Here is an 18,018-nt window from a genome sequence, read left to right on the forward strand (position 1 = left end):
CTAATTAAGCCAACCGCGCCGGCGGAAATACCAGAACGGCGCGATCGCCGAGCCGACCATCATCAGGATCGCCAGCGGATAGCCTATCAGCCAGTCCAGTTCCGGCATCACCTTGAAATTCATGCCGTAGATGCTGGCGATCAGCGTCGGCGGCAGGAAGGCGACCGACGCCACCGAAAAGATCTTGATGATCTTGTTCTGGTTGATGTTGATGAAACCGACGGTGGCATCCATCAGGAAGTTGATCTTGTCGAACAGGAAGGCGGTATGGCCGTCCAGCGATTCGATGTCGCGCAGGATCTGGCGCGCATCTTCGAATTGTTCCGAGCTCAGCAGACGACCGCGCATCAGGAAGCTGACCGCGCGGCGCGTATCCATCATGTTGCGGCGGATACGGCCGTTCAAGTCTTCCTCGTGGGCGATGGTGTTGAGCACCTCGGCGGCGGCCTGGTCGGAGAGGCTTTTCTTGAGCACGCTGTGGCTGACGGCTTCCAGTTTCTGGTAGATGCCTTCCAGCGCGTCCGCCGAATATTCGGCATCGGTCTCATACAGATCGAGCAAGACATCGCGGTAGTCGCCGATCGAACCGGGCCGCGAACGCGCGCGCATGCGCACCAGGCGAAATACCGGCAGGTCTTCGGCATGCACCGAGAACAGGATGTTGCGCGCCAGGATGAAGGCTACGGTCATGGTGGCCGAGGCGTCGTCTTCGCCTTCGAACAGGAAATCGGTGCGCAGGTGCAGGTCGCCGTTTTCGGCTTCGAAATAACGCGCGGAGGCTTCGATGTCGCTGAATTCGTCTTCGTCCGGCAAGGTCACGCCGTAGATGCTTTTGACCCAGGCGCGCTCGTCGTCGGTCGGTTCGGTCAGGTCGACCCAGACCGGCACGATGTTTTCCAGATCGCTGCGGCTGTCGATATTGACCTGGTTCAGTCGACCATTTTGCAAAACAAAAACGTTAATCATGTGATCTCACTGTCAGGGCAAGTCGACTGAACGGATGGTGCTGTAACGGTGCGGTAACAAACCGATTTCCGACCCGCCGCAGAACTGGAACGCAAGTGTACGTTCAAGCCTGTCGGCAGGCAAGCGCCGAAAACAGGGGGGATTTCCAGCTATTTTTTGGCGGACGACCTGGCGTTGGATTTTGCCGGCGGCTTTTCCACCGGCTTCACCGGGGGCAACTCGGCCGCCCCCATGCGACGCAGGATCAGGCCGGTGCGATTGGCGAGGTAGGCGGACCCGGGATTCTTGTCATAGAAGCGCGGACGCGGCAGCATCACCGCCAGCCTTGCCGCCTGGCTCGCTCCCAGATTGGCCGCGCTGGTGTTGTAGTAATGCAGCGAAGCCGCCTCGGCGCCGAACACGCCGTTACCCCACTCGACCACGTTGAGGTAGATCTCGAAGATGCGCTGCTTGTCCATCAGGAATTCCAGCATGTAGGTGATGACGAATTCCTGCGCCTTGCGGATATAGCTGCGCTCGCCGGAGAGGAACAGGTTCTTCGCCAGTTGCTGGGTGATGGTGGAACCGCCGGCGACGACCTTGCCCTTTTTGTTGTTCTTTTCATAGGCTTTTTGCAGCGCGTCCCAATCCACGCCTTCGTGCTCGGAAAAATTGGAATCTTCCGACGCGATGATGGCGCGCTTGAGGTTGTTGGAAATGCGGTTGTAAGGCACCCATCTGAATTGCAGCTGCGCGTTGGGATTTTTTTCCTGCAGGATGGCCAGCTGCTGGCGCATGAAGCTGGTCGAGTCCGGATTGTGATCGACCCACCACCAGATCTGCACGAAGAAATACAGTTGCAGCAGCAACAGCAAGGTGACAGGCAATACGATCAGCCACAGGAACAGCTTGCGCAAGAGCTTCATTTTTCTGATGTTTATTATCGAGTGATACGGCGCCCGGTGCCGGGGAGTCCTGAACTACGGTTCTGCTTTGATTTCAGTTTTGATTCAATTGTCCACGCAACGCGGCAAACACGTCCGCCGTTTCCGGCCGCACGCCGCGCCACAACAAAAATGCCTCGGCCGCCTGTTCCACCAGCATGCCCAGGCCGTCGCGCGCGACCGCGCCATGTTGCAGGGCAAACTCCATGAACACCGTCGGCTGTTTGCCGTACATCATGTCGTAGGCCAGCGTGGTGCGCGAGAAAACGCTTGCCGGCATCGGCGGCACGTCGGCGGCAAGACTGGCCGAAGTCGCATTGATGACGACATCGAAAGCGCCACTCAGTCCGGCATATTCGGCCGCGGCCAGATTGCCGTATTCGGCGAATTGCGCCGCCAGCTCCTGCGCCTTGGCATGCGTACGGTTGGTCAGCAGCAGCTCGGCCGGTTTTTGTTCCAGCAAAGGCAGCAAGGCGCCGCGCGAGGCGCCGCCGGCGCCCAGCAGCAAGACCCGCTTGCCGACCAGCGCAACGCCGGCGTTCTGCACGATATCGACCACCAGCCCGGCGCCGTCGGTGTTGTCGCCGAGAATGCGGCCGTCTTCGAACTTCAGCGTGTTGACCGCTCCCGCCAGTCGCGCGCGGTCGGTCAACTGGTCGGCCAGCGCATGCGCTTCCAGTTTGAAAGGCACCGTGACGTTGGCGCCTTTGCCGCCGTTGACGATGAAGACCTTGACCGCCGCCTTGAAGCCTTGCAGCGGCGCCAGCAGGCGTTCATAACTCAGTTCCTGCCCGGTCTGCGCGGCGAACTGCGCATGGATCTCGGGCGACTTGCTGTGGGCAATCGGATTGCCGATGACGACGTATGCATCCATTTTGCGTTCTCGTATTCTCAGTTCGAACTGCTCATGTCAGTCTGCAAAGTTTCCTCATGCGTGAAGCGGAAACGCGTGATGATTTCCCAGATATCGTCCTTGCTGGTGGTGCGCATGTTGTCGGGAAAGCGGCCGAACGGCGCCGAGCGCCGCACGATCGCCAGTGCCGCGCTGTCCAGCGCCGCGTTGCCGGAACCGCGTTCGACGCGCACGCCGCCTTCTTTCTCGTAAATCGTGCCGTCCTGGAAAACCGGGATGTAAATCACCAGTTCGCCGTACAGCTTCTTGCCGTCCTTCTGCGGGAAATTCAGCGTGCCGAGCCGTTCGATCTTTTCCTGCATGGCCTTGTAATACAAGGCGTAGCCTGCCTCGCGGGTGCGCGCGGTGATCTGCGTCTTCTTCGGTCGCTTATTGTATTCCTCGATGTTCCTGGCGACTTCGGCTTCCATGCGCGCCACCGCCTTGGCGGTGTCCAGCAAGTCCTTGGCGTTGATCTGCGGCGGGGCTTCCTTCTGCTTTTCACGCTCGGGCGTGGCGACGGTCGGCGTGACCTTGTTCATCTGCGACAGAATCTTCTGCTGCTGCGCTTCCAGCTCCGCCACCTTGCGCTGGGCCGCCTTGACGCTATCGCCGTTCTCGACCTTGCGCATGTCCGGCAGCGGCGACTTGGCGCGGCCGTCATTGGCGTTGCCGCCGCCGTCCAGGTTCGCCTGCGCGATGGCGTCGGCCTTGACCGGCGCCTTGTCGTGCCTGGCGTTGACCAGGATCACTTCCAGCCCCGGGTCGGCAGGCTTGAGCCTGAACGCGTCCGGCGCGGCGAAATGCACGCCCAGCAGGACCGCGTGAATCACCACGGAGCCGGCCAGAGCGATCGTCAGGAAGCGATTGTCGGCAAAATAGTTCACAAGCACATCCACATGAAAACCGCGATTTTACGCCAAAGCCGGAGTCATTCCGCAGCGACGGAAGCAGAGGCTGCAGTGGGGGCGATTCCGGCCGCCTCGCCATTGTCGACGTCTCCAGCGTCTTCGGCGGATTCTGCCGTAGCTTCAGCCGCCGCCTCGGCATCCTCTTCCGCGGAATCGTCCATGCCTTGCAGCAGGGCTTCGTCTTCGTCGTCCAGCGGCTCGGCCTCGGCGGACTGCTGCGCACTCGGGATCTCCAGCAGGCGCGCTTCCACGGTCAGGTCTACCTCATCCCAGCGCAGCAGATCCAGTTTGACCTGCAAGCCGCGCGCCACCTGCGGCATGCCGGGCAGACGAATCACCAGCGGAATGTCGACCAGACGCAGGATCTCATCCTTCAGCACCACGGCGTCGACCTGGCGCGCTTGTTCCTGCGCCAGCCAGCGAAGGCACCAGTAGCGCTCCATGCCGGACTGGAAGTCGGCGTAACCGGAGTAGGCCGAATCGAAGGCCGACACGATGACGAACAGATCGGCGTCGCGCGGCTTGAACGGCGCCGCCAGCGGCGCGGTAACGCCATGCTCCAGGCAAGCCAGGATCTGCCATTGATTGACCAGGTCGGTATAGCGGCGCAGCGGCGAGGTGCTCCACGCATATTGATCGACGCCCAGGCCCTGATGCGGCGCGGCGTGGGTGACCATGCGCACCTGCATCTTGGCGGCCCAGCCGCCCCCGCCGCCACTTCCGCCGCCTTGCGCGCGGTAGATGCCCGGCACGCCATGGTCGGCCATGAACTTGCCCCAGGTGCTGTTGGCGAAGATCATCAGTTCGGCGACGATCTTGTCCAGCGGCGCACCGCGCTTGCGGCGCGTGATCGTGACGACGTCGTTGTCGACGTAGAAGTTGAAATCGACACGGTTGTTCTGTTCCGGACGCAGGCCGAAGCTTTCGCGCTTGGCCATGCGGCCCTGCTCCAGCACTTGCACCCATTGCCACAGCAAGCCGATGTCGTCCTTGTGCGGATACTCGCCGCTGTTGTCGGCCAGCGCTTCTTCGGTGACCAATGCATCCAGATCGTTGTGGCGCAGGTTGGCGGAAATCGGCACGATCTCGGCGCGCGTCTCGGTGGAGATCACGCTCCAGTCGGCCGGGTCCAACGTGGCGTACAGCGACAGCGCCGGGCAGTTCTTGCCTTCGTCGAGCGTGAACGCCTCGACCAGCGAATCCGGCAGCATGGTGATCTTTTCGCCGGGCATGTAGACCGTCGACATGCGCTGGCGCGCCATGGCGTCGAGTGCGTCGTCGCGCTTGATGCCGAGGCCGGGCGCGGCGATGTGGATGCCGACGCGCACCTTGCCGTCGGCCAGTCTGACGACCGACAAGGCATCGTCGATTTCGGTCGTGGTGACGTCATCGATGGAGAAGGCCTGCACGTCCGCCAGCGGCAGATCAGCGGGTACGGAAGGAATCGTCACCTCGGGGAAGCCGCTGCCCTTCGGGAAAAATTCGAACAGGAACTTGGCGTAATGCAGATCCTTGGGCGACGCCAGTCCGCCGGTCGCCAGCATCAGGCGCTGCGGCGTGGTCTGCAATTCCTTGCAGGCAGTGTCGAGGGCCTTGAATTCGATGCCGTTCTTGTCGGGGCGGAACAGCAATTGCAGCGCCATGGTCTTGAACGATTCCGGCAGCTTGCCGGCCTTCAGTTCTTCGACGTATTGCGCCTGCACCAGCGCCTGCTGCTTTTTCTTTTCCACGCCGGCCAGCGCGGCTTGCAACGAAGCGATCGGCGCCGCCTTGTAACGGCCCTTGCCCTTGCGGTAAAAATAGATCGGCGCCGAATGCAGGCGCAGCAGCAGACCGGCGGCCTCATGCGGCAACGGCGCGTGGCCGAAATATTCGGCGCCCAGCTCGGCAAAGCCGAACTCTTCTTCGCCCGCGACTTCCCACAGGAAATCGAGGTCGATCTCCTGCGCGACGGCTTGCGCGTCTTCCAGCAACTTGGCCGGACCCGGCGAGGCGAACTGCAGCATCACGTCCTTGGACTTGACCTTGCTGCGCTTGCCCGACGCCATTTCGACCTGATAGGCCTCGCCTTGCTGCGACAGCACGGCGCCAGCCTTGAAATCGCCGGATTCTTCAAAAAATAAATTCATCGATCGTTGCTTACATATTCAATGCCATCAGCGTACCGAGGGCGGGTAAAAAAACATCGGTCACCAGCATGACGCTGCCGTGACGACGAAACAGGGAGCGGCGCGCATACAGAGGCTGCAGCGGCCGCAGCGACCATGTGGAATGAAGGTCAAGCGCCTGGCGCGCGCGGCGCACCAGCGGATGACCGGCGTGCAGGCGGGCGAACTGGATCGGCGCGCGCGTGACCAGCGGGTCGGAAAACAGACTGCCGCCCAGCGGCCGGTTGCCCAGGCGGCGAAAAAACGGCCACGCTGCCGCCGACGCCAGCGGCGTGACGGTATGGCCGAACAACACCGGACGACCGTCGCAATGCAGGATGACGTCGCGCTCCTCGACCGCTTCGCGCGAAGTCAGTCCGAGTAGCCTGCACTCATCCGGCAAGGCATTGCCGGGACGCTGGCGCAGACGCTGCACGCGCAGCTCGTCGCAACGCTCCCGCAGCTTGAAGGTCATCGAGCCGGGATCCGACAGCCATTGCCGCAACAGCGGTGCGGCCTGCACCGCGTTCGGATGATCGAACCAGCGCGCGCGGCCAAGCAGCTTCTCCATCAGCTTAGCGCCTCGTCGCCGGCATGCAAGCTATTCGGCGGATTCAAGGGCCCGATGCCACAAAACGCCAGCACGGCGTCGGCATAATCGGCGAATTCGCTGATGCCATGGTCGCTGCCTTCGATCACGATCTGTTTCGCACCGGGGTAATGCGCCGTCATTTCGCGCCAGTCCAGTACCTCGTCGCCGGTGGCGGCAATCAGGAAATAACGCTCCGGACGAGTGATCTTGTCCACGACCAGGGCGCGCAATTCATCGATGTACTCGCGCCTGAACTCGAACGGCTCGTCGGAATGGTATTGCGTGGTGACGCCGACGTAGGACTCCAGATCGCGTGGCGGCTTGACGGCCGGGTTGAGCAGCACTGCGCGGCAACCGAGATGCTCGGCCAGCCAGGTCGCGTAAAAACCGCCCAGCGAGGAACCGACCACCGTGAGTTGTTCGGTCAGTTGCTCCGCCGGAAATTGCTCCGCGTAATCTAGCGCCAGCCGGATCGCGGCAGCCGGCGAGGCCGGCAGTTGCGGACCGTAATATTCCGGCAGACGTCCCAGCGCCTGCAGACGTTCGGCCATGTGACGCGCCTTGAACGATTGCGGCGACGAACGGAAACCGTGCAGATACAAAATCATGCCAGCGCGTCCAGCAGCTTCTGATGGATGCCACCGAAGCCGCCGTTGCTCATGACCAGCACATGGTCGCCCGGACGTGCAGCTTGTCTGATCGCCTGCACCAGCGCGCCGAGATCGTCGAATGCCTTGGCTTTCTCGCCCAGCGGCGACAGCGCTTGCGCCAGGTCCCAGCCCAACGCCTCTTTTCCGTTGCCCTTGGCGCCGTAACCGAACACCAGGTCGGCCTCGGTCAGGCTGGCGGGCAAGGCGTCTTTCATGGTGCCCAGCTTCATCGTGTTGGAACGCGGCTCCAGCACGGCGAGGATGCGCCCGCCATCATCCTTGCCGACCTTCTTGCGCAGGCCGGCAACCGTGGTGGCGATCGCGGTCGGATGATGGGCGAAGTCGTCGTAGACGGCGATGTCGTTGACGGTGCCGCGCAACTCCATGCGGCGTTTGACGTTTTCGAATTTTTCCAGCGCGGCGATCGCCTGCGCCGCCGGCACGCCGACGTGACGCGCAGCCGCAATCGCGGCCAGCGCGTTCATGCGGTTGTGCTCGCCGGTCAGCGACCAGCGCACGGTGCCTTGCGGCTCGCCGTTGAAGGCGATGTCGAAACTGCCGTCGTCGCGGGTCTTGAGCGACCAGCCGGCCTGACCTGCATCGACGCCGAAATTCTCGTGTTCGCTCCAGCATCCGCGCGCAATCACGCGCTCCAGGGCCGGTTCGCGACCGTTGACGACCAGGCGGCCGATACCGGGCACGGTGCGCACCAGATGATGGAATTGCGTCTCGATGGCAGCAAGATCGGGAAAGATGTCGGCGTGATCGTATTCGAGGTTGTTCAGGATCGCGGTCTTGGCGTGGTAGTGCACGAACTTGCTGCGCTTGTCGAAGAAAGCGGTGTCGTATTCGTCGGCTTCGATGACGAAGAAGATCGAGTCTTCTTTTTTACCGTTCTGGTTTTTGTCATCCTTGCCGGACAAGCGCGCCGAAATACCGAAGTTCATCGGCACGCCGCCGATCAGAAAGCCGGGCGCATAGCCGCAGTCTTCCAGTATCCAGGCCAGCATGGCGGAAGTCGTGGTCTTGCCGTGCGTGCCGGCCACCGCCAGCACCCATTTGTCCTGCAGGATGTGATTGCCCATCCATTCCGGGCCCGACACGTAAGGCAGGCCGCGATTGAGGATTTCTTCCATCAGCGGATTGCCGCGCGACACCACGTTGCCGATGACGAACAGATCGGGTTGCAACTTGACTTGCTCAGGATCGAAACCCTGGATCAGCTCGATGCCCTGAGCTTCCAGCTGCGTGCTCATGGGCGGGTAGACATTGGCGTCGCACCCGGTGACCTTGTGACCGGCTTCTTTCGCCAGTACCGCCAGGCCGCCCATGAAGGTGCCGCAAATGCCGAGGATATGAATATGCATAGTGAATCTTGATAATGAATCCCGAGATTTTACCTGAGCGGAGGGTCTCATCGGGCGATAACTACAAGCTCAGAGTATTATTGCGGCCATGCATCAAACTGACATCGAACTCTTACGCTCAGAAATCGCCGCCGCGGCCGCCCGCATGATCGCCGAGGATGGCGCCGACTACGCCACCGCCAAGCGCAAGGCGGCGCGCCAGATTCTGGGCGACAGCAAGGCACGCGGCGACATCCTGCCGGACAACGCGCAGATCGAAGAAGAAGTCCGCCTGTATAACGAACTGTTCTTCGGCGAGACCCAGCCCGCCCGTTTATTGCATTTGCGCCAACTGGCCGTGCAACTGATGGAGGAACTCGCGCGCTTCAATCCTTATCTGACCGGAGCGGTGCTCAATGGCACGGCCGGGGAACACTCCGACATCCATTTGCAATTATTTACATCGAGCGCAAAGGACGTCGAAATTTATCTGTTGAACAAGAACATCAACTTCGACGTCAGCGAGAGCACGCATTTCAAGGGGGGACACGACCCCGTGGAAACCCTGAGCTACCTGCTGCCGCAACGCGGCGCGGCGCCGGAAGGCGTGCATCTGGCGGTGTATGATGTCGACGACTTGCGCGGCGGCATCAGGACCGCTGCCGGCAAACGCGCCGAGCGCGCTGATATCGATGCGGTACGCCGCCTGATCACGGAAGAAAGCTGATGAAGACGCGAAACATATTGCTGTTTATCCTGGTCGCCGCCATCGCCGCCGGCGTCGGCATGTATACCAGCCACAAGCAAACCCAGACCGTGCCGCAAACACCCGAAGCAAAAGCCGTCGCCAATCTGTTCGCGCAGACCATGCCCGACGTCGCCGGCAAACCGCAGGCCTTGTCGCAATGGAAAGGCAAGCCGCTCATCATCAACTTCTGGGCCACCTGGTGCGCACCGTGCGTGGAAGAGATGCCGGAACTGGCGGCGCTGCAGGCGGAAGTCGCACCGGTGCAAATTCTCGGCATCGGCGTCGATTCCCAGGAGAACATCGCCCAGTTTGCAGAAAAATTCCATATCTATTATCCTCTCTACGTTGCCGGGACCGGCGCCACCGATCTGCTGAGGCAGTTCGGCAATCAAGCCGGCGGCCTTCCCTTCACCGTCCTTGTGGGACTGGACGGAAACCTCAAAAAGGTCTATCTTGGGCGCCTGAATTTTGATGAGCTGCGCCGCGACCTGGCCTCCCTCAAAAACATGTAATTAAAGTTTTTCTTGCCAAATGAAGGCATTTGACGGCAAAATGCGCGCATCGTCGTCAAACGGAGCCTTATCTCCATGGCAATAAACCTTCTCCTCCTCAATGGACCCAATCTGAATTTGCTGGGCACCCGGGAGCCTGAAGTCTACGGATCAACCACCCTGGCAGACATCGAACAGCGTGCGGCCTTGCAGGCCGGCAAAGCCGGCGCCACGCTCAACGCATTCCAAAGCAACCATGAAGGCGCGCTCATCGACCGCATTCATGCCGCCAGGAAAGAAGGCGTCGACGCCATCGTGATCAATCCGGGCGGGCTGACGCACACCAGCGTGGCCTTGCGCGATGCGCTGGCCGGCGTGGCGATTCCGTTTGTGGAAGTGCATATTTCCAATATTCATCAGCGCGAAGAGTTTCGCCATTTTTCTTACCTGTCCGGTATTGCCAAGGCCGTGCTGTGCGGCTTCGGCGTCGACGGCTACCGTCTGGCAATCGATTACCTGCTCCAGCAGCCATAAAGGACACCACCCCGATTTTCCGGCCGGCATCGCCGCGTGGCATTCAACGCCAAGCGTTGAATATGAGACGATGCCGGCCGGTTTAATTTGTCATAGCCGTTTTGTTATATCTATTATTACTACTGAGGAATTCACATGGATTTACGGAAACTCAAAACCTTGATCGATCTGGTCGCTGAATCGGATATCGAGGAACTGGAAGTCACCGAAGGCGAGAGCAAGGTTCGCATCGTCAAGTCGTCGGCGACGCCGCAAAATCAGGTCGTGATGATGCAGCCGCAAGCTGCCTACCCGCAAACCGTGCACGCCAGCGCACCTGCGCCGGCAGCAGCACCGGTTGCCGCACCTTCCGCTCCGGCCGCACCGGAAGGCCATATCGTCAAATCGCCGATGGTCGGCACTTTCTACCGCTCCTCCGCGCCGGGCGCTCCGGCATTCGTCGAAGTCGGCAAGGAAGTCAAGGAAGGCGACACCATCTGCATCATCGAAGCAATGAAGCTGCTGAACGAAATCGACGCCGACAAAGGCGGCGTAATCAAGCAAATCCTGGTTGAAAACGGTCAACCGGTCGAATTCGGTCAACCACTGTTCGTAATCGGCTAAATCCTGCCAGAATATGGATGGCCTGCCGCTGCACCGAGCCCGGCAACACGTGAAGGCGCTCAACCGCAGGCCCGCACTGGAATCGCTTCCATGTGCTCCATCCATGGCGGATCCTGCTTACCTGTATGTAAACGCTTGACTCTTGGCGACGCACATTTCCTCTTATGTTTGAAAAAATCCTTATCGCCAATCGTGGCGAAATCGCTCTCCGTATCCAGCGCGCATGCCGTGAAATGGGCATCAAGACCGTGGTCGTGCACTCCGAGGCGGACCGCGAGGCGAAATACGTCAAGCTGGCGGACGAGTCGGTCTGTATCGGACCTGCTCCTTCCGCGCTCAGCTACCTGAACATGCCGGCGATCATCAGCGCTGCCGAAGTGACCGATGCCCAGGCGATCCATCCCGGCTACGGCTTCCTGTCGGAAAACGCCGACTTCGCCGAACGCGTTGAAAAATCCGGCTTCGTCTTCATCGGCCCGCGCGCGGAAAATATCCGCATGATGGGCGACAAGGTCTCGGCCAAGCAGGCCATGATCCGCGCCGGCGTGCCGTGCGTGCCGGGCTCGGAAGGCGCACTGCCGGATAATCCGAAGGAAATCGTACAGATCGCGCGCAAGATCGGCTACCCGGTCATCATCAAGGCGGCAGGCGGCGGCGGCGGTCGCGGCATGCGCGTGGTGCATACCGAGGCGGCGCTCAACAATGCCGTGACCATGACCAAGACGGAAGCCGGCGCAGCCTTCGGCAATCCGGAAGTCTATATGGAGAAATATCTGGAAAATCCGCGTCACGTGGAAATCCAGATCCTCGCCGACGAACACAAGCAAGCCATCTGGCTGGGCGAGCGTGATTGCTCGATGCAGCGCCGTCACCAGAAGGTCATCGAAGAAGCGCCGGCGCCGGGCATCCCGCGCAAGATCATCGAGAAGATCGGCGAGCGCTGCGCCGAAGCCTGCCGCAAGATGAATTACCGCGGCGCCGGCACCTTCGAATTCCTGTACGAAAACGAAGAGTTCTACTTCATCGAAATGAACACCCGCGTGCAGGTCGAACATCCGGTCACCGAAATGATCACCGGCGTCGACATCGTGCAGGAACAGATCCGCATCGCCTTCGGTGAAAAGCTGCGTTATCGCCAGCGCGACATCGAATTGAAGGGCCACGCGATCGAATGCCGCATCAATGCCGAAGACCCGTTCAAGTTCACCCCGTCGCCGGGCCGCCTGACGGCATGGCACGTGCCGGGCGGTCCCGGCATTCGCGTCGATTCGCATGCTTACGCCGGTTATTTCGTCCCGCCGAATTACGATTCGATGGTGGGCAAGGTGATTTCCTACGGTTCGACGCGTGAACAGGCGATCCGCCGCATGCAGATCGCGCTGTCGGAAATGGTGGTCGAAGGCATTTCGACCAACATCCCTCTGCACCGCGAACTGATGGTCGATGCGCGCTTCATCGAAGGCGGCACCAACATTCATTACCTCGAGCACAAACTGGCGGAGCGCCCAACCGCGCCATCGGCAGAAAAACCGGCGAAGAAGTAAAGGCGAAGAAACCGATGGGCTGGACCGAAATTGTTATTCAAGTCACGCGCGATCAGGCTGAGGCATTGTCCGACGCCCTGATGGAAGCCGGCGCCTTGTCGGTGTCGGTGGAAGACGCCGACGAAGGCACGATAGACGAGCAGCCTTTGTTCGGCGAGCCCGGCATGGAGCCGGCCGAGGCGGCTTGGGAACGCAGCCGCGTGGTGGCATTGGCCGACGTCGATGCCGACCACGCCACCATCGTCACCGATGCCGCCAAAGCCATCGGCCTGGACTATGCCCTGCCGTTCGCCTTGCGCTCGGTGGAGGAGCAGGACTGGGTGCGCCTGACGCAATCGCAATTCGATCCCATCCACATCGGCAAACGCATCTGGGTCGTGCCCAGCTGGCACGATGCTCCGGAACCGGACGCCCTGGTGCTGGAACTCGACCCTGGTCTGGCGTTCGGCACCGGCAGCCATCCGACCACGCGTCTGTGCATGGAATGGCTGGAAGAACACGCCGTCAATGCCTCGACCGTGCTCGACTACGGCTGCGGCTCCGGCATCCTGGCTCTGGTCGCCAAGAAGCTCGGCGCACAAGAAGTCATCGGCGTCGACATCGATCCGCAGGCACTGGAGTCGGCACGCTTCAACAGCGAACGCAATAGCTGCGAGATCGACTACCATCTGCCGGAAGCCTTTGTCCGCACGTATCCGGAAAATCAGACCTTCGCCATCGTCGTCGCCAACATCCTGGCAGGCCCCTTGCAACTGATGGCGCCGATGCTTGCCGGCCGCGTCGCGCCGGGCGGCTCGCTGGTGCTGTCGGGCGTGCTGGATCGCCAGGCGGATGAAGTCATTGCCGCTTACGCGCCGTATATCGCGCTCAGCGTCTGGGCCGAGCACGAAGGCTGGGTCGCGCTGGCCGGCCAGGCGCCGACGGAGTAAGCATGTCGCGCCGGATCGTCCTTCGCCATGTCAGCAACGCGGGGCTTGTCCTGGTCCCGCATTGCGCTGAGCCGCGCGAGGTACGCTGATGGCGCTGGCGACCCAATGTCCCTTCTGCCAGACGACATTCCGCGTCGCTCAAGATCAGCTCAAACTGCGCGGCGGCCTGGTCCGCTGCGGCAGTTGCAAAGAAGTTTTCAACGGCAACGAACACCTGGTGTCGCCTGACATCGCGCAACAACTTGTCGCCACTCCCCCTTCTGTCGCCGCTCCAACGGAAAACCGCGCTACCCCGACGGCATGGCCCAAGCTGCCGGGCAATGCGAACACGGCGTCTGCCGCGCCCCTGCCCCGGCCGCCGGTAGATTTATCCGCGGCATTCGCCAGCATCGCCGCAGAAACCAACGACGCTCCATGGGGAACGCCGGCGGACAATGCCCCTGCAACGTCGCCGGCGCCATCTGCATCGGTAAAAACCGCCGCTCCGGCATCATTCCCGCTGCCGGGCACCCCGGCCAAGGAAGCGTCGACATCAGTTGTCGACGCGTCATCCGATCACCCCGATCAGGGTGCCATCAATACGCTGACGCAAGAATTGTCTTATCCGATCCCCCTGACCTCCTCCGCGAATCAGGAACACGACGCCACGTTGAACGACAAAGAAGCCCTGCAAGACGCCTCTCCCTCCGTCGCAGGGAAAAATGCCGCGGCTGAAACCGTTCCCGAAGACGGCGCTGCTCAGGATGAAGAAGAAAAATTGGAAGAGGAATATGAAGACGGGGAAGACGACGCCGACGCACCAGCGTTCGTCCAAAAGGCCGAGCGCCGCGAACGCCTGCGCCGGATCGGCCGCATCGTCATGAGCGTGGGCGCCGTATTGCTGACCATTGTCCTGTTGTTGCAAGCAAGCTATGTCTGGCGCAACACGATCGTCGCCTGGCTGCCGCCGCTGCGCCCGTTGCTGTCGTCCGCCTGCGCCGCCCTGCATTGCTCGGTCGGACTGCCGACCAATATCGACCAATTGTCGCTGGAATCCAGCGAGCTGCAACTGGTGCCGCCCAACCAGAACATCTATACCCTGACGCTGCTGCTGCGCAACCGCGGCTACAGCGCACAAGCCTGGCCTTACATGGAATTGACGCTCAACGACGCCGACGAGAAAGCCATCACCCGGCGCATCTTCACGCCGGGCGAATACCTCAGCTCACCCGCACTGATCGACGACGGCCTGGCCGGCGAAGGCGAACAGCAGGTCAAACTGACGTTCGAGCTGGCGCAGCCGGCCGCATCGGGCTATCGCATCTATCTGTTCTATCCCTGAACTCCCCTCTCCGCAGATAGCAAGCCGCCGGCACGAAAATCCGCAGAGCCGCCGGGATTCTTCTACAATGCAGCATTCTTCAACTTTCTCAGACATTCGCCATGAGTTCACTTATCTGCGGCTCGCTCGCTTACGACAACATCATGCAATACGAAGGCCGCTTCTCGGAGGCGCTACTGGCTGACCAATTGCACAAGATCAACGTCTCCTTCCTGGTGCCGTCGATGCGTCGCGAGTTCGGTGGTTGCGCCGGCAACATCGCCTACAACCTGAAATTGCTCGGCGGCGAACCGGTCATCATGGCAACCGTCGGCCAGGACAGCGCACCGTACCTGGAGCGATTCAAGAACCTTGACATCTCCACCAGAAGCATCCGCGTGATCGACAACTCGTTCACCGCGCAATGCTTCATCACCACCGATGCCGGCGGCAATCAGATCACCGCGTTCCACCCGGGCGCCATGAGCTACTCGCATGAAAACAAAGTCGCCGATGCCGGTCCGGTCAAGTTCTCCATCGTGGCGCCGGACGGCCGCGACGGCATGCTGCAACACGCCGAGCACAGTGCTGCGCAAGGCATTCCGCTGATTTTCGATCCGGGCCAGGGCATGCCGATGTTCAGCGGCGATGATCTGAAACATTTCATCGACCTGGCCACCTATGTCGCCGTCAACGACTACGAAGCCGAATTGCTGACCGCCCGCACCGGCCTGAACCTGGAACAGATCGCCAAGCAGGTGTCGGCGCTGATCGTCACGCGCGGCGAGCTGGGTGCGGAAATCTTCACCGACGGCCAGAAAATCGACATTCCTTGCGTGCAGGCCGACGCCATCGCCGATCCGACCGGTTGCGGCGACGCGTTCCGCGCGGGCATGCTGTTCGGCCTGACCAAGGGCATGGACTGGGCGACGACGGGCCGCCTGTCCAGCCTGATGGGATCGATCAAGATCGCTTCGCAAGGTCCGCAAAATCATGCGCCGACACTGGCCGAAATCGACGACCGTTTCCACAAGGCCTTCGGCTATCGCTTTGCCTGACGACGGATAGAGAAGGATTGGCGCTTGCCGGCGACATTCAACGCGCCGGCACGCCATACCGATATGCCGGAGACGGCAGTACATTGAAAGGAATAGTCATGAAACGCCTTGCCTCTGCCTTGCTATTGTCACTGTGCTCGCTGTACTTGCTGTCGCTCAGCCCGCTCGCATCGGCGGCGCTCAAACCCGGCGACAAGGCGCCGGATTTCTCCGCGCAGGCTTCGCTCGGTGGCCAGGTGTCGACATTCTCGCTGGCAGAAGCGCTCAAGAAAGGTCCGGTGGTGCTGTACTTCTATCCGGCCGCCTTCACGACCGGCTGCACGATTGAAGCCCATTTGTTCGCCGAGGCCATCGACCGCTACAAGGCGCTCGGCGCCACCGTCATCGGCGTGTCGAACGACAAGATCGAGACCCTCAACAAGTTTTCCGTCAGCGAGTGCCGCAGCAAGTTCGCAGTCGCCGCCGATACCGACCAGAAGATCATGAAGTCCTACGACGCCGTGATGCAGAGCAAGTCGGACTACGCCAGCCGCACGTCCTACGTGATCGCGCCGGACAAGAGCATCATCTATGAATACAGCAGCCCCAGCCCGGACAAGCACGTCGAGAACACGCTGCAAGCGCTGCAGCAATGGACGACGAAGCACAAGTAAAGTTATTGATTCGCAGGCGGCGTTTTGAGTAATTGCAATTGCTTCCGGGCCGGCGCCGGAATTGCATCGCCATCGACCTCTTCCCAGGCCGTGACGAAGTCCTCGTCGGCGACATAGACACGCAGATAGGCCTGCAACCGCAAGTTTTTCGGCGCGAGGAATGTCAGCCGACGCGCTTTGCCATTTTCATCGAAGGCCGATTGCTCATAGGTATATCCCCACGACGCCTGCCCATTGGGTAAGCCGGGCTGCGTGATTTGCGTGTAATACTGTTTCTTCCCGAAACGCTTGGCTTTGCTGATCATCACGCCGGCGCCGCCGGCCAGCACCGCAATCATGACGGCGCTCAGCACAATCCACCCCGTACGCTTTGTCATTACACTCACTTTAACGAAGTCAAAGTGAGTTTGACTGTGCCTGCGCGAGCCGAGTTGCTCGCATTTTATCGAGCATTTCGATGGAATTGCCTCTTCAGGCGATGGACAGAATCAAAGTGCTGACCAGACGCACGGCGATCTGCAGCAGGATCAGCGCCGCCAGGGGCGACAAGTCGACATTGCCGATCAGTGGAATGACTTTGCGCAGAGGACGCAGCAGCGGCTCATTGAGCGCCCGCACGAATGGCGCCAGCGGCGCATAAGGATTCACCCAGCTGAAGATCGCTTCGAGGATCAGCGTGGCCATGAAGCCGTAAAAAATCCATTGGAAAAAGCGCACCAGCGAAAACAGGATGATGGGCTGAAAATCAAACCCGGAGACGAATCCGACCGCGGCGATGATCGACAGCAGCACCACCAGGAAGGCACCCACCAGGCTGGCCCAGTCGTAACCGCCGACACCCGGCAGCACTTTGCGCAACGGCTTGACCAGCCAATCCGACAACTGAAACACGAACTGCCCCACCGATGCCGGCGGACGCACCTGCACCACCTGCATCCAGAAACGCAGCAACAGCACTCCCGCCAGCACGCTGGCGATGGCGTCAACGATCAACATGAAAATGCTATGCAACACGGTTACTCTCCATAAGAAGCTGTTTGCCCATCGGTCTCTGCGACGCGGAAACCAAGCATGCGCATCGGATCCGATGCTCAGTGCACATACTAAACCATGCGGCGCTCTTGCCTATATGGGGACGGTGAATAATTAACAAAGCCCCCCCCACCCGAGACGAGGCGGCGAGGCGGTGAAATCGCTGTTGGCATATTGCGGCTACGGCCGATGCATTCATCCCGGACAAGCCAAGGGTACACAAAGGCATTTACATACTCCCGACGTTACACGGGCGGCGGCACCGACGAAAAAAAACCGCTGCATGAACGAGTCACACAGCGGTATTTTGCACCTGATTACTCAGGCGCCAGGCCAGGTCCGATTATGGACGTGTTGTGCCTGTTGGGAACGGCCAAGCTGCTGCCGGGTTCAGCACAGTCTTCACAGCTGGAGCTGCTGCAGCTGGCTTCGCTGCTGGCTTCTTAGCTGCTGGCTTTGCTGCTGCCTTCTTGACGACAGGCTTCTTCGCTGCTGCCGGCTTTGCTGCCGCCTTGACTGCAGGCTTCGCTGCTGGTTTAGCTGCCGGCTTTTTTGCGGCGACTGCCTTCTTCGCTGCCGGCTTTGCTGCTGCCTTGGCGACTGGCTTCTTCGCTGCTGCTGGCTTCTTCGCTGCGACTGCCTTCTTGGCGACTGGCTTCTTCGCTGCTACCGGCTTCTTGGCGGCGACTGCCTTCTTCG

Annotated in this window: 19 protein-coding genes and 1 pseudogene; 9 read left to right on the plus strand and 11 right to left on the minus strand. The window is 60.8% G+C overall.

The features are described 5' to 3' along the window. The 8 genes from corA to mpl form a co-directional block, all read right to left on the minus strand. On the minus strand, positions 1–966 hold the full coding sequence (gene corA, locus PMI16_RS21105) for a magnesium/cobalt transporter CorA (protein ID WP_007883368.1): 966 nt from the start codon (positions 964–966) through the stop codon (positions 1–3). A 149-nt stretch (positions 967–1,115) separates the two neighbouring features. Beyond that, positions 1,116–1,871, minus strand: coding sequence for a monofunctional biosynthetic peptidoglycan transglycosylase (gene mtgA, locus PMI16_RS21110; protein ID WP_007883371.1), 756 nt, complete (start codon positions 1,869–1,871; stop codon positions 1,116–1,118). 73 nt (positions 1,872–1,944) lie between these two features. Beyond that, positions 1,945–2,763, minus strand: a complete 819-nt coding sequence (gene aroE / locus PMI16_RS21115) for a shikimate dehydrogenase (RefSeq protein ID WP_007883372.1) — start codon at positions 2,761–2,763, stop codon at positions 1,945–1,947. A 17-nt stretch (positions 2,764–2,780) separates the two neighbouring features. Further along, positions 2,781–3,668, minus strand: coding sequence for an energy transducer TonB (locus PMI16_RS21120; protein ID WP_007883374.1), 888 nt, complete (start codon positions 3,666–3,668; stop codon positions 2,781–2,783). A gap of 44 nt (positions 3,669–3,712) precedes the next feature. Next, positions 3,713–5,821, minus strand: a complete 2,109-nt coding sequence (locus tag PMI16_RS21125; protein ID WP_007883375.1) for a ribonuclease catalytic domain-containing protein — start codon at positions 5,819–5,821, stop codon at positions 3,713–3,715. 10 nt (positions 5,822–5,831) lie between these two features. Continuing rightward, positions 5,832–6,410 carry a chorismate--pyruvate lyase family protein gene (locus PMI16_RS21130; protein WP_007883379.1) on the minus strand — a complete coding sequence of 193 codons (579 nt, stop codon included), beginning with the start codon at positions 6,408–6,410 and terminating at the stop codon, positions 5,832–5,834. Then, positions 6,410–7,039: a YqiA/YcfP family alpha/beta fold hydrolase gene (locus PMI16_RS21135; RefSeq protein WP_007883380.1), complete on the minus strand. Its 630-nt coding sequence runs from the start codon at positions 7,037–7,039 to the stop codon at positions 6,410–6,412. The genes PMI16_RS21130 and PMI16_RS21135 overlap by 1 nt, the downstream gene beginning before the upstream one ends. Then, positions 7,036–8,448: a UDP-N-acetylmuramate:L-alanyl-gamma-D-glutamyl-meso-diaminopimelate ligase gene (gene mpl, locus PMI16_RS21140; protein ID WP_007883382.1), complete on the minus strand. Its 1,413-nt coding sequence runs from the start codon at positions 8,446–8,448 to the stop codon at positions 7,036–7,038. Before mpl ends, PMI16_RS21135 begins: the two co-directional genes overlap by 4 nt. Positions 8,449–8,536: 88 nt before the next feature. On the opposite strand from mpl, the gene PMI16_RS21145 reads away from it, so the two are divergent. The 9 genes from PMI16_RS21145 (at position 8,537) to PMI16_RS21185 (ending at position 16,287) form a co-directional block, all read left to right on the plus strand. Next, entirely contained in the window at positions 8,537–9,154 is a 618-nt protein-coding gene (locus tag PMI16_RS21145) for a hypothetical protein (protein WP_007883384.1), read from the plus strand. Beyond that, positions 9,154–9,687: a TlpA family protein disulfide reductase gene (locus tag PMI16_RS21150; RefSeq protein WP_007883386.1), complete on the plus strand. Its 534-nt coding sequence runs from the start codon at positions 9,154–9,156 to the stop codon at positions 9,685–9,687. Before PMI16_RS21145 ends, PMI16_RS21150 begins: the two co-directional genes overlap by 1 nt. Before the next feature lie 75 nt (positions 9,688–9,762). Next, a complete protein-coding gene (gene aroQ, locus PMI16_RS21155) occupies positions 9,763–10,200 on the plus strand; it encodes a type II 3-dehydroquinate dehydratase (RefSeq protein ID WP_007883390.1) in 438 nt (145 codons plus the stop codon). Positions 10,201–10,335: 135 nt separating this feature from the next. Further along, positions 10,336–10,803 (plus strand): acetyl-CoA carboxylase biotin carboxyl carrier protein, encoded by a 468-nt coding sequence (accB, locus tag PMI16_RS21160; protein ID WP_007883395.1) that lies wholly within the window; start codon positions 10,336–10,338, stop codon positions 10,801–10,803. Positions 10,804–10,967: 164 nt separating this feature from the next. Then, positions 10,968–12,347 (plus strand): acetyl-CoA carboxylase biotin carboxylase subunit, encoded by a 1,380-nt coding sequence (gene accC, locus PMI16_RS21165; protein WP_007883396.1) that lies wholly within the window; start codon positions 10,968–10,970, stop codon positions 12,345–12,347. Positions 12,348–12,361: 14 nt separating this feature from the next. Beyond that, positions 12,362–13,276 carry a 50S ribosomal protein L11 methyltransferase gene (gene prmA, locus PMI16_RS21170; RefSeq protein WP_007883397.1) on the plus strand — a complete coding sequence of 305 codons (915 nt, stop codon included), beginning with the start codon at positions 12,362–12,364 and terminating at the stop codon, positions 13,274–13,276. A gap of 88 nt (positions 13,277–13,364) precedes the next feature. Next, positions 13,365–14,597, plus strand: coding sequence for a DUF3426 domain-containing protein (locus PMI16_RS21175; protein WP_007883398.1), 1,233 nt, complete (start codon positions 13,365–13,367; stop codon positions 14,595–14,597). Positions 14,598–14,698: 101 nt separating this feature from the next. Continuing rightward, a complete protein-coding gene (locus PMI16_RS21180) occupies positions 14,699–15,634 on the plus strand; it encodes a carbohydrate kinase family protein (protein WP_007883399.1) in 936 nt (311 codons plus the stop codon). 98 nt (positions 15,635–15,732) lie between these two features. After that, positions 15,733–16,287, plus strand: coding sequence for a peroxiredoxin (locus tag PMI16_RS21185; protein WP_007883400.1), 555 nt, complete (start codon positions 15,733–15,735; stop codon positions 16,285–16,287). Between the two features lie 2 nt (positions 16,288–16,289). Here the strand turns inward: PMI16_RS21185 and PMI16_RS21190 are convergent, their stop codons facing one another. The 3 genes and pseudogenes from PMI16_RS21190 to PMI16_RS25485 all read right to left on the minus strand — a co-directional run. After that, positions 16,290–16,664, minus strand: a complete 375-nt coding sequence (locus PMI16_RS21190) for a YxeA family protein (protein ID WP_007883407.1) — start codon at positions 16,662–16,664, stop codon at positions 16,290–16,292. 94 nt (positions 16,665–16,758) lie between these two features. Continuing rightward, positions 16,759–17,301 carry a YggT family protein gene (locus tag PMI16_RS21195; RefSeq protein WP_007883408.1) on the minus strand — a complete coding sequence of 181 codons (543 nt, stop codon included), beginning with the start codon at positions 17,299–17,301 and terminating at the stop codon, positions 16,759–16,761. Positions 17,302–17,662: 361 nt separating this feature from the next. Beyond that, a pseudogene (locus PMI16_RS25485) lies at positions 17,663–18,018 on the minus strand (histone); the annotation flags it as partial.

Source organism: Herbaspirillum sp. CF444 (assembly GCF_000282135.1).
Classification (GTDB): Bacteria; Pseudomonadota; Gammaproteobacteria; order Burkholderiales; family Burkholderiaceae_D; genus Herbaspirillum.

Bases quoted from the DNA above. Each gene is read 5' to 3' on its own strand.
- corA (WP_007883368.1), bottom strand. From the start codon at position 966: ATGATTAACGTTTTTGTTTTGCAAAATGGTCGACTGAACCAGGTCAAT.
- accC (WP_007883396.1), top strand. From the start codon at position 10,968: ATGTTTGAAAAAATCCTTATCGCCAATCGTGGCGAAATCGCTCTCCGT.
- mtgA (WP_007883371.1), bottom strand. From the start codon at position 1,871: ATGAAGCTCTTGCGCAAGCTGTTCCTGTGGCTGATCGTATTGCCTGTC.
- prmA (WP_007883397.1), top strand. From the start codon at position 12,362: ATGGGCTGGACCGAAATTGTTATTCAAGTCACGCGCGATCAGGCTGAG.
- accB (WP_007883395.1), top strand. From the start codon at position 10,336: ATGGATTTACGGAAACTCAAAACCTTGATCGATCTGGTCGCTGAATCG.
- PMI16_RS21190 (WP_007883407.1), bottom strand. From the start codon at position 16,664: ATGACAAAGCGTACGGGGTGGATTGTGCTGAGCGCCGTCATGATTGCG.
- aroE (WP_007883372.1), bottom strand. From the start codon at position 2,763: ATGGATGCATACGTCGTCATCGGCAATCCGATTGCCCACAGCAAGTCG.
- PMI16_RS21135 (WP_007883380.1), bottom strand. From the start codon at position 7,039: ATGATTTTGTATCTGCACGGTTTCCGTTCGTCGCCGCAATCGTTCAAG.
- PMI16_RS21130 (WP_007883379.1), bottom strand. From the start codon at position 6,410: ATGGAGAAGCTGCTTGGCCGCGCGCGCTGGTTCGATCATCCGAACGCG.
- PMI16_RS21175 (WP_007883398.1), top strand. From the start codon at position 13,365: ATGGCGCTGGCGACCCAATGTCCCTTCTGCCAGACGACATTCCGCGTC.
- PMI16_RS21150 (WP_007883386.1), top strand. From the start codon at position 9,154: ATGAAGACGCGAAACATATTGCTGTTTATCCTGGTCGCCGCCATCGCC.
- aroQ (WP_007883390.1), top strand. From the start codon at position 9,763: ATGGCAATAAACCTTCTCCTCCTCAATGGACCCAATCTGAATTTGCTG.
- PMI16_RS21125 (WP_007883375.1), bottom strand. From the start codon at position 5,821: ATGAATTTATTTTTTGAAGAATCCGGCGATTTCAAGGCTGGCGCCGTG.
- PMI16_RS21185 (WP_007883400.1), top strand. From the start codon at position 15,733: ATGAAACGCCTTGCCTCTGCCTTGCTATTGTCACTGTGCTCGCTGTAC.
- mpl (WP_007883382.1), bottom strand. From the start codon at position 8,448: ATGCATATTCATATCCTCGGCATTTGCGGCACCTTCATGGGCGGCCTG.
- PMI16_RS21180 (WP_007883399.1), top strand. From the start codon at position 14,699: ATGAGTTCACTTATCTGCGGCTCGCTCGCTTACGACAACATCATGCAA.
- PMI16_RS21145 (WP_007883384.1), top strand. From the start codon at position 8,537: ATGCATCAAACTGACATCGAACTCTTACGCTCAGAAATCGCCGCCGCG.